Origin of the sequence: Streptomyces sp. NPDC050161, from assembly GCF_044460025.1 — a bacterium.
Lineage (GTDB): Bacteria > Actinomycetota > Actinomycetes > Streptomycetales > Streptomycetaceae > Streptomyces.
This window is the reverse complement of the sequence record NZ_JBITJM010000002.1, coordinates 284,760-299,971: the sequence shown is the minus strand read 5'-3', so window position 1 is coordinate 299,971 and position 15,212 is coordinate 284,760. Positions and strand designations below refer to the sequence as shown.

Genomic DNA, 15,212 nt, shown 5'->3' with positions numbered 1-15,212 from the left:
GCGTCCGGCCGGCGCCTCGCCCCGGCCGGCGCTGTCCCGCCGGGTCACGCTCCGGCGAGGGTGTGGAGGTAGTGCATCAGCGTCATCAGAACGTCGCGGCTGGAGGTGCGGAGCCGCGCGTCGCAGTCGATGATCGGCACGTTCAGCGGCAGGTCGAGGGCGGCGCGCACCTCGTCGACGGGGTGTACCGGCGCGTCCGGGAAGGAGTTGATGGCGACGACGAACGGGACACCGCGCTCCTCCAGGCGTCCGATGACGTCGAAGCTGACCTCCAGACGCCGGGTGTCGATCAGCACCACGGCGCCCAGGGCTCCGTCGAACAGGCCGTTCCACAGGAACCAGAAACGCTGCTGCCCGGGGGTGCCGAAGAGGTAGAGGACCAGTTCGTCGTTGAGGCTGATCCGGCCGAAGTCCATCGCCACGGTGGTCGAGGTCTTGCGCTCGATGCCGACCGTGTCGTCGACGCCGACGCCTGCCTGCGTCATCGTCTCTTCCGTGGTCAGCGGGCGAATCTCGCTGACGGAGCCGACCAGGGTCGTCTTGCCGACGCCGAAGCCGCCGACGATCACCACCTTGACCGCGGCTGCGGCGGTCTCGGGAAGTTCGTCCTCGGTCCGAGGGCCATCGGCAGGGTGCTCGGCCAGCGTCTCAGAGCTTTTGAAGTCCATGGATCACCGCCTCAATCAGGGCACGGTCGGGAAGTTGAGCGGGGGGTACAGGCGCACGCGCCACCACCTGGCTGTCGGACAGCAGGTCGCCGAGCAGCACGGTGAGCACGCTGATCGGCAGGCCCATGTAGGCCGACAGTTCCGCCACGGAAAGCGGTGAATGGCACAGCCGCATGATCGTGGCGTGCTCCGGCTGCATTCCCGGCCGGGGGCCGGTCTTGGACACGATCAGCGTGACCAGGTCGAGTGAGGCGGACTTCCCGGAGACGCCACTGCGCCCCCCGGTGATCACATAAAGCCTCTCGGGACTCTCGTCCTCCCAGCCCTGGTCCGCATCGCTCACGTCGGTGCCCCGCTTCGTCCGGCGCACCGCTCCGCGTCATCATGCTCGACGCACCCGCTCATACGGCCTGCCCGTCGTGGCGCGGTGGGCTGCTGAGGTGCTCACCGATCCGGGCCACCAGATCCCGCATGCGCTGCCCGATCAGGCCCGCGTCCACGCCCTCATCGGCCAGCACCGCCAGATAAGCCCCGGCGCCCGCGGCCATCAAGTAGAAGAAGCCGCCGTCCAGTTCGATGACGACCATCCGCATCCGCCCGTCGCTGTGCGGGAACTCCGCGGAGACCGCACCCGCCAGGCTCTGCAGCCCCGCGCAGGCCGCTGCCAGCCGGTCCGCGGTGTCCGTTTCGGTGCCGTACTGGGCCATCCGCAGGCCGTCCGACGACAACACGATGACGTGACGGGTCTGCGGAACGCTCTCCGCGAGGTCCTTGAGCATCCAGTCCATGTTGGGCCGGTGCTGAATCATGGCTACTCACTCTTTTCCGACGACTCGTCACTCTCACGGGCTGCACCGGCCGTCCCGGAGGCGCCGGCGGGCGCGGACGTCTGGCTCTCGCCGGACAGCCCGCTCTGGAACGCCGCCAGCCACATACCGGGCTGCACGGGAGGTGCGTCGTCCGGAGCGGGGGCGGGGGAAGCGGTGACCGGTGCCGGGGCGGCCGGGGCAGCAGGGGCTGCCGGGGGCGCCACGGGGGCGGTGGCCCGGGTCTTGCGCCGTCGCTGCGGCAGCCCGTTGGCACTCCGCTCGGTCACGGGCGGGAGGTCGTCCATGAAGTCGTCCCGGGTGTCTTCCTCCCGCGGTGCGGCGGGGGCAGCCGGCACGGCCGGAGCCGGTACGGGGGCGGGCGCAGGGCGGACGGCCGCGGGCGGGGCGGCTTGGGCGGGGCGGGCAGCCGCCGGAGCGGGGGTGCGCTCCGTACGGGCGGTCAGGGGGCCCGAGGAGGCGCCGATGCCGTGGGCACGGCCCGTCGCCGGGGCGGTGGTGATCAGGTCCTGCGGCACGATCAGTACCGCGCGCACGCCGCCGTACGCCGAAGTGCGCAGTGAGACCTGGAAGTTGTAGACCTGCGCGAGCCGGCCGACCACGGCGAGGCCGAGCCGGGGGGTCTCCCCCAGGTCGTTGACGTCGATGCCCTGCTGGGCCTGCTCCAGCATCCGTTCGGCGCGCTTGCGCGCCTCCTCGCTCATGCTGACGCCGCCGTCCTCGATCTCGACGGCGATGCCGGACTGCACCTCGACCGCGGTCAGGTGCACCCGGGTCTGCGGCGGGGAGTAGCGGGTGGCGTTGTCCAGCAGTTCGGCGAGGGCATGGATCAGCGGCTCGACGGCGGGACCGACGACGGCGACCTCCGAGACGGAGTGCAGCTCGACGCGCTGGTAGTCGATGATCCGCGACATGGCGCCACGCAGCACGCTGAACAGCGGCACCGCGCGGCTCCACTGGCGGCCGGGGCGGGCGCCACCGAGGACGGCGATCGAGTCGGCGAGGCGCCCGATGAGGGCAGTGCCGTGGTCCAGCCGCAGCAAGTCGCCGAAGACGTCCGGCGTGTGGCCGTGCCGGTCCTCCATCTCGCGGAGTTCCTGGGCCTGTTGGTGAACGATCGCCTGCACGCGTCGGGCGATGTTCACGAACGCCCGCTGGGCGGAGTCGCGGAGGTCTTCCTCGGCGACGACCGCGTCCAGCATGGACCGCAGGACGGCCTCGTGGGCGGCGGTGAACTCGGGGGTGAGCCCCGCCTCCTGCGCGTGCCGGTTGAGCTGCTCGCGCATGGAGGCCAGGACGTCCTCGGGGAACTCTCCGTGCCCGAGCCTGGCGACCACCTCGGGCAGCAGCTCGGTGGACAGCCGGATACTCTCCGACTCCTGCCGGGCCAGCACCGCCTGCTGTGCCTCGCCCCGCTCGCGCAGCTCGGCGATGACCCGCCCGCGGCGGGCCAGTTCGCCCGTTACCAGCGCCACCGCCGCCGTGGCGACCACGCCGATCCAGATGACCGGTGTACTCGCCTGCGAGGGGACCGTCGCCGTGGCGACACCAGCGACCACGGCGGTCACCGCGGCAGGCACGAACCACGCGAGAACCGAGGCGGGACGCGATCCCTCGGGCGACGATCCTTCTCGAACCATCTGCACCCTCAAAACCCTCAAACATTGAAAGACCGGGACGACTTCCGGGCCGCGACGCAACGGACAGCACTGCCACAGAGGTCTGCTGTGCCAACACCTCCGGAGGGGCCGGGCCGCAAGTAGCATAACCGTGTTTGATCAAAGCCTGATGTCAGGTCACCACTCCCTGGACGTAGGGGAATCGTTAGTTCCATTCATCTGCGACGGACCGTCATATCCGCCCCGGCCGTCCGGGGTTCGCCGCGGCCGTGCGGAAGGCGGCTGGCGACTGCGGGTAGTCCGGCAGGCTGATGCCCGCGGACATCTCCCGGCCGGTGTCCAGCATGGCCGCCAGCCGGACCGGGTCGTTGAGCAGGGCGTTGCGTGCGTCGATCGCCTCCTGGTCGGCCGGCGCCAGGAAGGCGCCGACCTCGCGGCCACCCTCCTGACAGCGGGTGGCGTAGGGCCGCAGCAGCCGTTCGTAGCGCGCGAAGGCGAGGCGGTGGTCCCCGTCCGCCGACGCCAGTTCGCCGGCGAGGAGGTACGCGCCGACGAGCGCCGTGCCGGTCCCCATCCCGCCCAGCGTCGCGCCGTGTGCCGCGTCACCGATGAGCACCGTCCGCCCGCGGGACCAACTCGGCACATCGACCCGGCTGATGGCGTCGAAGTACAGCCCTTCGGCGTCCGGCAGTGTCGCCATCAGCTCCGGCGTACGCCAGCCCGCCCCGGCGTACGCGGCGGCGATCAGCTTCTTCTGGGCCGCGGTGTCGCCGCGGTCGTAGCACGTTTCCGCGGCGGCGAAGACGCAGAACGCCTCGCCCGCGTAACCGTCCTCCCCTGCGCGCCGGGGTACGCGGCCCACGCTCACCATCCGGCCGGGCTCGGAGTACCCCGCCGACCGCCCGGCGAGATCCGGGCGGGCGCTCGCCGGCAGGTCCCAGCCTGCGACGTAGTGGCCGAGGTGGCTGACGTGGTCCCGCTCCGGGCCGAAGGCGAGCCGCCGCACGGTGGAGTGCATGCCGTCCGCGCCGACCATCAGGTCGAAGGTGCGGGGCGCGCTCCGCTCGAAGGTGACGCGCACGCCGTCGGCGGTCTCGTCGAGTGCGGTGACGGAGTCGCCGAAGACGTACTCGGTGGCCGCGGGTGCGGCGGGCGGGCCCTCCGGGTGGGACGCTCGCCCGTCCCGGCCGTGCAGGCTGTGCTCATACAGGATGCGGGACAGTTCCGAGCGCAGTATCTCGACCTCGCCGCCCGCGAACTCCGGTGGCATGGCAGCCAGTTGACCGCCTTGCGCGTCGACGAAGCGGAGTGGGCTGCCGCCCGTGTCGCGGCTCCGGATCCCGTCGAGGAGTCCCATGCGCTCCAGGACCTGGAGGTGGACCGCGCCGCGGAAGTCGACGGCGAAGCCGCCGCCGCGCAGGGCGGGCGCCACCTCGACCACCGTCGGGCGGCAGCCGTAGCGCGCGAGCCAGTACGCCAGCGCCGGGCCGGCCACGCTGGCCCCCGAGATCAGCACCCGCAGCTCCGGCATCCCGCCCCGCGTCCCGCCCGTGGCCCGCTCCGTCGCCTTTTTCCGTGCAGCCGCCATCGCCGTCACACCCCCGTCGTCATCGTTCGCTCACGAACTCATCCACCGACGAGAAAACTGTATCCGCCGGACACGATTCTGTATACCACGGACACAGTTTTAAAATACGGAGGTGGCTGGAGACGAGCGGAGCGCAGGGGACGGCAAGAGCAGCGTGTTCGGGGACCAGGCGGGCAGCGCCGCTCTGCTGTGGGGTGAACGCGGGCGGCCGAGCCGCGGGCCCAAGCCGGCGCTGAGTCTGGAGCGGATCACCCGGACCGCGATCGCGCTCGCCGACCTCGGCGGCCTGGGCGCGGTCTCCATGCAACGGGTGGCCGGTGAGCTGGACTTCACCAAGATGTCCTTGTACCGCTACGTGCCGGGCAAGACCGAGCTGGTCGCGTTGATGATCGACACCGCGATGGGCGAACCGCCGGCCGTTGCCCCGGATGCCGCGCCGCCCGCCGGGGCCGACGCGCCGCCCACCGGCGCCGCGTCCGACGGCCCGGCACCGGACACGCTCCCCTGGCGCCCCGCACTCCGCGCCTGGGCCACGGAGCTGTCGGCGGTCTTCCACCGCCACCCCTGGCTCCTGGAGGCGGCCGTCGGGCCGCGCGTCATGGGGCCGCACGAACTCAGCTGGACCGAACGCGCGCTGGCCGCGCTCGCGCGCACCGGGCTCAGCGGGAGCGAGCAGCTCGACGCCGTGGTCCTGGTGACCGGCCACGTCCGGGGCATCGCGCAGATCGCGGCGTCCATGGGGGTCGGCAGCGCCCGAGCCACCGGCCCCGAGCAGGTCTTGAGCGCGGCGCTGAACGAACTGCTGGTCGGCCGCTCGGACCGCTTTCCCGCGCTTGCCTCGGCCGTCGCGTCCGGCGCCGCGGAGAACGGGCGTGATCAGGCTCTGGAATTCGGCCTGGAACGGATCCTCGACGGCCTGGAATCGCTGATCATCCGCCGCGCGGCCGACGCGTCCGCCGACGCCGCGCGAAAGGCCGGACCCGACGGCGGGGACGCCACAGCCACATAACGCCCCCGCCCCGGCTCACGGCTCACGGCTCACAACCGCACCGTCCTGCGCGGCTGTTCCTTCGCGCCGGACAACAGCCCTTGGAGCGAGGCGAATTCGTCCACGCACTTGCCGGTGCCGTTGACCACGCAGTCCAGCGGCTCGTCGGCGACCAGCACCGGCACCCCCATCTCCTGCCGCAGCCGCAGGTCCAGGCCGCGCAGCAGGGCGCCGCCACCGGTCAGCGCGATGCCCCGCTCGATGATGTCGCCTGACAGCTCCGGCGGGCACTCGTCGAGGGTGCGGTGCACCGCGCGGACGATCGCGTCGACCGGTTCGGCCAGTGCCTCGCGGATCTCCTCCTCGGTGATCTCTTGGACGCGCGGCAGCCCGCCGACGTGGTCGCGGCCACGGACGGTGTACGACGTGGGGCGCTCGGGCTCGCCCTCCTCGTCGGTCGGCACGGGGGTCCAGGCCGCCGAACCGATGGCGATCTTGATGTCCTCCGCGGTGCGCTCCCCGATGGACAGCGAGTGCTTCTTCTTGACGTACGAGGTGATCGCGGCGTCCAGAGCGTCTCCGGCGACGCGTACCGACTGGGCGGTGACGATGCCGCCCATGGAGACGACGGCGACCTCGGTCGTGCCGCCGCCGATGTCCACCACCATGCAGCCCACCGGATCGGCGACCGGCAGCCCGGCGCCGATCGCCGCGGCCATCGGCTCCTCGATGAGGTGGACTTCGCGGGCCCCGGCGCCGCGCGCGGAGTCGATGACGGCCCGTCGTTCCACACCGGTGATGCCGGACGGGACGCAGATGACCACCCGCGGCTTGGAGAAGCGGCGGGTGGGCAGCGCCTTCTTCATGAGGGCCCGCAGCATCTGTTCGGCGGCGTGGAAATCGGCGATGACACCCTCCCGCAGGGGGCGCATGGCGGTGATGCCCGAGGGGGTGCGGCCGATCGTGCGCTTGGCCTCCACGCCGACGGCGATCACGTCGCCCGCCGCGTTGACGGCGACGACGGACGGCTCGTTCAGCACCACTCCCTTGCCGCGGGAGTACACCAGGGTGTTGGCGGTGCCGAGGTCGATGCCTATGTCGTACGTACCGGACGAAGTGCTGGGCGCCATGGTGGGTTCGCTTGCTCTTTCTCACTGGATGACAGGCCCCGGGGTGAGCGGGGTCCTCGGACATCGCGGCCCAGACAGCACCAAGGCTTCACCAAAGGCGTCAATTACGGGCAATTATCAAGACTACTGGGAGCCCTGAATGGTTCCTGCGGGACGGTGCGGAGCGAGAAAATCCCGTGCGGGAATCCGCCGGGACCGGCCGCCGCGGCGCGGGACACCCGGTCCCTCACCGGCTGCTGCTGCCCAGTTTCCCGCGTGCCGCGCGGTTGCGGCCACCGGGTCCGCGTGACAGGGCCTGGGCGAGGTCGTCGAGGGCGTCCAGGAGCAGGTCGGCGCCGCGCAGCGCGACGCCCTGGCTCTCGTCCTCCGCGTCCCAGCGTTCCCAGACGGCGCGCAGCTCGCTCCAGTCCAGTTGCTCCCTGTTGCGCACCGCGGCGGTGGCCTTCTCCAGGGAGTCGCGGAATTCGTAGGCGAACGCGGTGGCGCCCGGGTCCTGCGCGGCGTCCTTCCCCGGGAGGTGGGCCTCCAGGATCATCGCGACCCGGCCCATGGTGGCGAGCGCGGTGCTGGCCACGCCCGCCGCGGTACGCGAGAGGCCACGGTGGCGCACGGGTTCCTTCTCGGCCCGGCCCTCGGTCTCCTCCCAGGCGGCACGGGCGGCACGGGAGTCCAGGAGGGCGTCGCGGACCTGGCGGGGACGGCGTTCGGCGGGCCGCCCGTAGAGGTCGAAAACGGCCAGCGCGTAGCGTCCGTTGGCCTCCAGCCATTCGGCGAGGCGGTCGCGCAGCTTGGGGGTTTCCCAGGCCGGGAACAGGGCGTAGGCCAGCATCGCGAGCAGCCCGCCGACGAGGGTGAGCACCACCCGTTCCAGGACGGTCTGTTCCCATCCCGCGCCGGCGATGCCGAGCAGGAAGACGACGTACGCCGCCACGCAGGCCGAGGTCACCGAGACGCCGGTGCGCATCAGCAGGTACATCAGCAGTACGCAGACCACCGCGAGGGCCGCGGAGACATACGCGTGCGGATGGAACAGCGCCATCACGCCGCCGCCGACGGCGACGCCGACGAGGGTGCCGCTGAAACGTGCGACGCCGCGCGAATAGGTCTGGGCGAAGTCGGGGCGCATCACCATGACGGCGGCGAGCGGCGCCCAGTAGCCGTGGCCGAACGGGAGCGCGGTGCCCAGCAGATAGCCGGCCGCGGCGACCGCGCTGACCCGCAGTGCGTGCCGGAGGAAGCGGGAGGACCAGCGCAGCTCGCGGTGCAGGGAGCGCCATGCGACCGGCACGAGGTGGGGCACGCTGGGGCGCAGGAGGTGGCCGCGTTCGGCTTCGGTGGTGGGGCGGGTGGCCTCGACCGGCTCGTCGGTGCGTTCGACGGCGTCGGCGAGCAGCGAGATCAGGCGGTAGGCGGAACGGCGGGCCGCGCCCTTGAGCACCGGTCCGGAAGCGGGGACTTCGAGGGTGGCCATCGCCTCGGGCGAGATCCGGACCGGGCGGTCGTGCCGGATGGCGTGTGCGACGGCGTCCAGGACGGTGGCGGCGGCGCCCAGCAGGTCGCGGGCGCGGTCGCGTTCGGGCCCTTCCACGGGGGCGCCGACGACCGGGTCGGCGAGGGAGGCGAGGACGGGTCTGAGCTGTTCGGCGAGGCCGCGGGGGCCGTGCAGCTGGACCGGGCGGCGCTTGGCCTGACGTGGCGTCACCGCCGAGGCGAGCCGTGCGTCCATGAGGGGCTGGGGGTCGAACGGGGCCACCGGGTCGTGCCGCAGCCTGCGCGCGTAGTCCGCCTCGGCGGCCAGTGCGTCGGCGAGCGCGTCCCGTTGCACTCCCCAGGGGCGCACGGGGAAGACGAGGATCAAGGTGGCCTGGACGAGGCCGCCGAAGGCGATCAGGGCGGCGTGCTCCAGGGCGCCGAGCACGGAGGTCGGCAGGGTGACCGTGACCAGCATGATCGACACGGTCTGGGTGCCGACCAGGCCGGAGACCGGGCCGATGGACCAGGCCATCCCGGACAGGAACGTCCAGCCGGTCAGCAGGAGGAGGAAGGCGACGATGTGGGAGGCGGCCAGGTAGCCGAGGAAGGTGGAGACGGCCAGGCCGCCGGCGACGGCGAGTGCCAGGACGGGGCGCGGGCGCCAGCTGCGCTGGAAGGTGACGATTCCGGAGGCGAAGGCTCCGAAGGCGGACGAGACCGCGAGGGTGGGGTTGCCGCGCCACAGGCACAGCCCGATGACGAGGGCGACGCCGACCGAGCCGCGTACCGCGATCAGCGGGGTGAGCTTGGTCCGCTCGATGGTCAGCCCGGAGCGGGCGGTCTGCTTCAGCGCACGCGACCAGGTCATACCGAGAGAATACGGGCCGGTATGCCGGGAACCGGAACCTCCGGTACCAGGGTTTTTCCCTGTTCGCGGCCGGTGCGGCACCGGGTCGCCCGCGCCGTCCGCCGGCCTCCGCGCGCGACGGTCCCCCGACGGCGGATGCCTTGGGGCGAAGCGGCCGTACCGGGGTGGCCGGGCGCCCGCCACACCGGAAAAATGCTGGTAAACCGCTCTTCTGCGGCACGTAAATCCCCCAGGTCACCGGCGACATGCCGGGGAACGGCACACAGGGTGCGAGCAATTCGACGCCCCGGAAGGGAAACCCGCGGCCCGTGCGGCCCCCTCTTGCCGGGCGGCCGGGGCTCCTCCCGGCCGCCCGGCAAGGAGAAGGCCCCGTGCGCAAAACCCTGTTCGCCCCTGTGGTGGCATTGATCACTCTCACCGTTCTCGTCGCGACGTCCGGCTGCGACGCGGGACGGTCCCGGGCGGCCCCGGTGCGGTTCGGTGTGGCGCACGCGGACGCCGGTACCGGCACGGCGCACCAGGGCACGCGGCCGGGCCACTCCTCCCTGGTGCGGATGCCCACGCATCCGATCTCCTTCCAGGAGCAGCGCAAGGTTCCCGGCGCGGGGCAGGACACCCCCATAGGCGTGACCACCTTCCACGGCCCGAAGTCGGGCTTCACCGGGAAGGTGTGGGTGTGGGCGCCGCCGGAGTACTACGAGAAGCGGAACGCGCACAAGGGCTTCCCGGTGATGGAGGCGCTGCCCGGCGCGTACGGATATCCCCTCAACTACTGGATAGGCGGCGACCTGAAGCTGGAGGAGAATCTCGCGCAGTGGTCGCAGAAGGGCACGAGCCTGCCGTTCATCGTCGTGATGCCGGTGCTCAATCCCAATGACAAGCAGTACTACGACGGCAGCGACATCCCGGGACAGCCGAAGATCGGCACCTGGCTGAGCCAGGACGTGCCCGACCTCGTGCGGCAGAACTTCCGGACCCTGGACACCCGGAACGCCTGGGCGATCATGGGCTCGTCGTCGGGCGGTTTCGCGGCGCTCAAGAACGTCCTCCAGCACCCGGGCACCTTCAAGGTGGCCATACCCAACGGGCCCGACATCGTGCCCGACTCCCCCCTGTGGGCCGGGCACGCGAAGGAGGAGCGGGAGAACAATCCCGAGGTGCTGGCCCGGCGGCTCATCGCGCGCGGCGGCCCGCCGGTGTACCTGGCGTTCCAGGACGGTTCCCGGGAGGCCACCGTGCTGCCCAAGGTGCGGAAGTTCATCCAGCGGTACGGGCACGGTCCCGTGCACACCCGGCTCCAGGTCGTGCCGGGCGGCACGCACAGCGCCCAGACCTACATCCAGGGGTTCGGCGAGGGGACGATGCGCTGGGTCAGCTCCCTCATGCAGGGGCCGACGGCCTGAGCCGGTCCGTGCCATGGCCGGCTGCGATGATCGGGCCATGGCACGGGACACACGGAGCACCCAGGGCGAGGGGTACCTTCTCGACAATCGCCAGGCCGAGGCGGGCAAGCGGTTCGCCGCGCTGTCGGCGCTCTTCGACCCGTCGACGTTCCGGCACTTCGGGACGGTCGGGGTCGGCGAGGGATGGCGGTGCTGGGAGGTCGGGGCCGGCGGGCCCACGGTGCCGTCCTGGCTGGCCGAGCGCGTCGGCCCGGCCGGGTACGTGGTGGCCACCGACATCGACACCTCCTGGATGCGTCAGGCGGTGGGTTTCGAGGCGCTGCGCCACGACGTGGCGGCCGAGCCGCCCCCGGCCGGCGGCCCGTTCGACCTGATCCACGCCCGGCTCGTGCTGGTCCACGTCGCCGACCGCGCCAAGGCCCTGCGGTCGATGACCGAGGCCCTGCGCCCCGGCGGGTGGCTGGTCCTGGAGGACGCCGACCCGGCGTTGCAGCCGCTGATCTGCCCCGATGAGTACGGGCCCCAGCAGGAGCTGGCCAACAGGCTGCGCCGCGGCTTCCGCGCACTCCTGAAGGAGCGTGGCGCGGACCTGGCGTACGGGCGCAAGCTGCCCCGGCTGCTGCGCGAGGCCGGGCTGGCCGACGTCCGGGCCGACGCCTACTTCCCGATCGCCTCGCCCGCGTGCACCGTGCTGGAGGAGGCCACCGTCCGCCAGGTCCGCGACAAGCTCGTCGCCGCGGGGCTCGCCACGGACGAGGAGATCGACCGCCACCTGGCCACCGTCGCGGCGGGCGGTCTCGACCTGGCCACCTCGCCGATGATCTCCGCCTGGGGCCGCCGCCCGGTGGCCTGAACTGGCATGGGGACCAGGGACCGAGTCGACGGCAGGGCTACGACACCACGTCCTTGCGGGCGAAGCCGCGGAACGCGAGCGCGCACAGCACCAGCGCATACGCCACCGAGACCGACGATCCCTGGATCATCCCCGCCCACTCCACCCGCGGCTGGAGGGTGTCGGCCCAGGAGAACTGCCAGTGCGCGGGCAGCACATCGCGCCAGTGGCCGAGCGCGGTGACCTGGTCGAGGACGTTGCCGATGATCGTCAGGCCGACCGCGCCGCCGACCGCGCCCAGCGGGGCGTCGGTCACCGTCGACAGCCAGAACGCCAGCGCCGCCGTCACCAACTGGCTGACGAAGAGATACGCCACCACGATCGCCAGCCGCGGCACCGCCGTCCCCGCGGACAGCGCGCCCCCGGTGGGGAGTTCGAGCGGCCCCCAGCCGTACGCGGCGGTGCCCACGCCGAGGGCGACCAGCGGGAGCAGCACCATCGCCGCGGCGCTGAAGATCAGCCCCACGGTGAGCTTGCTCAGCAGCAGCCTGGCCCGTGGCACCGGCGCCGCCAGGAGGTAGCGCAGCGAGGACCAGCTCGCCTCCGACGCCACCGTGTCGCCGCAGAACAGCGCCACCGGGACGACGAGCAGGAAACCGGCCGACACGAACAGCACCGTGGCGGCGAAGTTGGCGCCGGACGCGGTGGCGGTGGCCATCAGGGTGACCCGGCCGTTCCCGCGGCTCGCCGGGTCGCCGCCGATCGCGAACGCGGCGACCAGGACGAAGGGCAGCAGGGTGAGGAGCGCGGCGATCACCAGCGTGCGGCGCCGTTTGAGCTGGCGCCGCGCCTCGACGCGCAGCGGGAGGGTGCGGCGGGCGCGGTAGCCGGGCGCGGCGGGTGCCGCCGCTTCCGTGTGCCGCGGCGCCGCTACGGGCGCCCGCTCCGGCTCCGGTGACGTGCGTGCGGTCATCGGTCACCTCCGATCAGGGTGAGGAAGGCGTCCTCCAGGCGACGGTGCGGGCCGACGCGGTGCACCGGGACCTCCAACCGCAGGAGTTCGGCGAGCAGTTGGGGGGTGCCGGCCGGGTCGGTGAGCCGGACCAGCAGGCCCTCGTCGGCGCGGACGGCGCTGTCGACCCCGGGCAGCGCGCCGACCTTCTCGACCAGCGCGTCCGACAGGGCGGCGGGCGCCGCGACGCCGACCAGCAGGGTGTCGCCCGAGCCGGTGATCTCGGCGACCCGGCCCGCCTGGACGAGCCGCCCGCGGTCCATGACGACCAGGTGCGTACAGCTCTGTTCGACCTCGGAGAGGAGATGGCTGGAGACGATGACGGTGCGTCCGGCGGCTGCGTAGCGGATCATCACGTCGCGCATCTCGCGGATCTGCGGCGGGTCGAGCCCGTTGGTGGGCTCGTCGAGGATGAGCAGATCGGGCAGGCCCAGCATGGCCTGGGCGAGGGCCAGGCGCTGTCGCATGCCCTGCGAGTAGGTGCGGACGGCCCGTTGGAGCGCGTCGCCGAGGCCGGCGATCTCCAGGGCCTCTTCGATGTGCGCGTCGGCCGCGGGACGGCCGGTCGCCTGCCAGTACAGGTCGAGGTTGGCGCGCCCCGACAGGTGCGGCAGGAACCCGGCGCCCTCGACGAAGGCGCCGACCCGGGAGAGGACCGGCGCGCCCGGCCTGATCGCGTGCCCGAAGACCCGCACCTCGCCCTCGTCCGGCCGGATCAGGCCCATCAGCATGCGCAACGTGGTGGTCTTGCCCGCGCCGTTGGGCCCGAGCAGCCCCAGCACCTGTCCCTGCTCGACGCGGAACGAGAGGTCCCGCACCGCGTACCGGTCGGCCGACCCGGCGTACTTCTTGCTCAGCCCGACGATCTCCAGCGGGACGTCGGCCAGCGCCGGGTCGGGGGCCGGTGCCGCGGTCCGCCGCCGCGCGGTGAGCAGCAGCAGCGCCGCGACGACCGCGGCCACCGCGGGCAGGCCCCAGGTCCAGGCAGGCAGCGGGGCCGCGGCGCTGCGCACACCGGGCGCGGTCGGCACCTCCAGCACGCCGCCGTTCTCCGGCGTGACGGTGTACGTGGCGGGCGCGGCGGGCGAGGCGTACGCGAGGTCGGTCGCCGAGAGCACCAGCCGCATCCGGTGCCCGGCCGCGAACTCGTGGTCGACGGCGGGCAGTCGGACCTCGACCCGTCTGCCGTCACCGGCGCCTTCGATGCGGTACGGCGTGACGAGCTGGGACGGCAGCACCTGCTTGGTGCCGTCCGGCGCCACGTCGTAGACCTTGGCGAAGAACACCGCGTCGGGGGTGCTCGACCTGATCCGGACGGTGGTCTTCGGGCTGCCCGTGACGTGCACCGGCGTGGTCAGCGGCGCCGAGTCGAACCGGGCGTACTGGCCGGGGAAATCCAGCGAGAGTCCGCCGGCGCCCAGGGAGGAGAGGTTGCCCAGGGCGCCCACACCAGGCACCGCGGAGATGGCGGGCGGGCCGGCGCCCGCCGGGTTGCCGAAGCGCTGCTCGCGGCCGGTGAGCCGGATCCGGTGCGGGTCGTTGTCCAGCCCGGCGTAGCGGTCCCCGCTCGCGCCGCTGAGCCGCAGCGCGCCATTGGTGGAGTCCACTCCGCCGTTGCGGCTGATCCGGAAGGCGGGGCCGGTGTCCGCGCCCTTGTCGCCCTTGAGGTACCGGTCGAACCAGACCCGGGTCCTGGTGGCGAGGCGGCCGGTCTCGCGGTCGCCGCCGTCGTGGCCGCCCGCGATCCAGTCGACGTCCACCGGGGCGCCGTTGCCGCGGATCGTCTTCTCCATGGCGTCGGCCTGGTCCAGCGGGAACAGCGAATCGGTCTGGCCCTGCATGATCAGCGTGGGCACCTTGATGCGGTCGCCGACGGCCGAAGGGCTGCGCTCCTCCAGCAGCTTGCGGGCGGCGGCGTCCGGCTTCCCCGAGACGGCCACCCGCTGGTACATCGCGCACAGGTCCGCCTCGAACCTGCCGCAGCCGCCGGCCGCCGCGGGGCCGCGTCCCGGCGGGCCACCGGGGGCGCCGGCGGATCCGGTGGTGAAGAAGATCCCGGTCCACAGCTTCTTGAAGACGCCGTTCGGGAACAGCGCGTCGGCGAGGTTCCAGTAGGTGATCTGCGGGGCGATGGCGTCCACCCGTGGGTCGTGCCCGGCCGCGAGCAGCGCGATGGCGCCGCCGTACGAGCCGCCCGCCACCCCCACCCGGGGGTCGCCCGCCTTGTCGAGGAGTACGTCGGGCCGCTTCGCCAGCCAGTCGATCATCCGGCTGACGTCGGCGACCTCGCGGTCCGGGTCGTTCAGGCCGATCTTGCCGGTGGACTTCCCGAAACCGCGCGCCGACCAGGTGAGCACCGCGTAGCCGTCCCGCGCCAGTTGCTCGGCCTGCGGGCGGACGGAGTCCTTGCTGCCGCCGAATCCGTGGCCGAGCAGGACGGCGGGGCGGCGCTCGCCCGCGGCGCCGGGAGCGGTGAAGTAGGAGGTGTCTATCCGCACCGTTTTCTTGCTGCCCGGCGTCTCGGGCATCGTCAGCGCCCGGTCCGCGCGGTGGACGGCGGGTGCGGCGTCCGAGGCGGTGGCCGCCCACGTTCCGCCGCCGACGAGCAGGGCCAGGGCGCCGGCCGCGGCGTACAGCCGCCGTCCGCGCAGTCGGAGATCCATGGCTGAATCCTAGGGACGACCACTGACAGCCGGACCGCCCCGGGGTCGGAACCCCGTGGCCTCCGGGGGCAGTAGCGGCGCAGCGGCCCGTACCGCGTCGGTGGTACGGGCCGCTGCCGCGGGCGCCGGGCGGCCTGCGCG

General features: G+C 72.8%; 12 protein-coding genes. 3 read left to right on the top strand and 9 right to left on the bottom strand.

Annotation, left to right across the window (positions count from 1 at the left end):
* Positions 1-44 precede the first annotated feature (44 nt).
* The 5 genes from ACIBK8_RS04525 to ACIBK8_RS04505 all read right to left on the bottom strand — a co-directional run bounded on the left by ACIBK8_RS04525 (position 45) and on the right by ACIBK8_RS04505 (position 4,645).
* The gene (locus tag ACIBK8_RS04525) at positions 45-668 is read right to left on the bottom strand and encodes a GTP-binding protein (RefSeq protein WP_399040040.1); all 624 of its coding nucleotides are present in this window, start codon (positions 666-668) and stop codon (positions 45-47) included.
* The gene (locus ACIBK8_RS04520) at positions 649-1,011 is read right to left on the bottom strand and encodes a DUF742 domain-containing protein (protein WP_399040039.1); all 363 of its coding nucleotides are present in this window, start codon (positions 1,009-1,011) and stop codon (positions 649-651) included. Before ACIBK8_RS04520 ends, ACIBK8_RS04525 begins: the two co-directional genes overlap by 20 nt.
* A gap of 58 nt (positions 1,012-1,069) precedes the next feature.
* Positions 1,070-1,477, bottom strand: a complete 408-nt coding sequence (locus ACIBK8_RS04515; protein ID WP_227046548.1) for a roadblock/LC7 domain-containing protein — start codon at positions 1,475-1,477, stop codon at positions 1,070-1,072.
* Positions 1,478-1,479: 2 nt separating this feature from the next.
* Positions 1,480-3,135 (bottom strand): sensor histidine kinase, encoded by a 1,656-nt coding sequence (locus ACIBK8_RS04510; RefSeq protein ID WP_399040286.1) that lies wholly within the window; start codon positions 3,133-3,135, stop codon positions 1,480-1,482.
* A 211-nt stretch (positions 3,136-3,346) separates the two neighbouring features.
* Positions 3,347-4,645, bottom strand: coding sequence for an FAD-dependent oxidoreductase (locus ACIBK8_RS04505; protein ID WP_399040285.1), 1,299 nt, complete (start codon positions 4,643-4,645; stop codon positions 3,347-3,349).
* A gap of 169 nt (positions 4,646-4,814) precedes the next feature.
* Here ACIBK8_RS04505 and ACIBK8_RS04500 point away from each other — a divergent pair, with 169 nt between their 5' ends.
* Positions 4,815-5,711: a TetR/AcrR family transcriptional regulator gene (locus ACIBK8_RS04500; protein ID WP_399040038.1), complete on the top strand. Its 897-nt coding sequence runs from the start codon at positions 4,815-4,817 to the stop codon at positions 5,709-5,711.
* A 29-nt stretch (positions 5,712-5,740) separates the two neighbouring features.
* On the opposite strand, the gene ACIBK8_RS04495 is transcribed toward ACIBK8_RS04500, so the two are convergent.
* Positions 5,741-6,820 (bottom strand): rod shape-determining protein, encoded by a 1,080-nt coding sequence (locus ACIBK8_RS04495; RefSeq protein ID WP_393685367.1) that lies wholly within the window; start codon positions 6,818-6,820, stop codon positions 5,741-5,743.
* A 226-nt stretch (positions 6,821-7,046) separates the two neighbouring features.
* Positions 7,047-9,161 carry an FUSC family protein gene (locus ACIBK8_RS04490; protein ID WP_399040037.1) on the bottom strand — a complete coding sequence of 705 codons (2,115 nt, stop codon included), beginning with the start codon at positions 9,159-9,161 and terminating at the stop codon, positions 7,047-7,049.
* Between the two features lie 371 nt (positions 9,162-9,532).
* Here ACIBK8_RS04490 and ACIBK8_RS04485 point away from each other — a divergent pair, with 371 nt between their 5' ends.
* The gene (locus ACIBK8_RS04485; protein WP_399040036.1) at positions 9,533-10,564 is read left to right on the top strand and encodes an alpha/beta hydrolase; all 1,032 of its coding nucleotides are present in this window, start codon (positions 9,533-9,535) and stop codon (positions 10,562-10,564) included.
* A 37-nt stretch (positions 10,565-10,601) separates the two neighbouring features.
* Positions 10,602-11,417: a methyltransferase domain-containing protein gene (locus ACIBK8_RS04480; RefSeq protein ID WP_399040035.1), complete on the top strand. Its 816-nt coding sequence runs from the start codon at positions 10,602-10,604 to the stop codon at positions 11,415-11,417.
* Between the two features lie 37 nt (positions 11,418-11,454).
* Here ACIBK8_RS04480 and ACIBK8_RS04475 read toward each other — a convergent pair whose 3' ends face one another.
* Both ACIBK8_RS04475 and ACIBK8_RS04470 read right to left on the bottom strand, forming a co-directional pair.
* Complete coding sequence (locus tag ACIBK8_RS04475; RefSeq protein ID WP_399040034.1) at positions 11,455-12,369, bottom strand: ABC transporter permease; 915 nt, start codon at positions 12,367-12,369, stop codon at positions 11,455-11,457.
* The gene (locus ACIBK8_RS04470; RefSeq protein ID WP_399040033.1) at positions 12,366-15,071 is read right to left on the bottom strand and encodes an alpha/beta fold hydrolase; all 2,706 of its coding nucleotides are present in this window, start codon (positions 15,069-15,071) and stop codon (positions 12,366-12,368) included. The genes ACIBK8_RS04475 and ACIBK8_RS04470 overlap by 4 nt, the downstream gene beginning before the upstream one ends.
* Between the last annotated feature and the right edge of the window lie 141 nt (positions 15,072-15,212).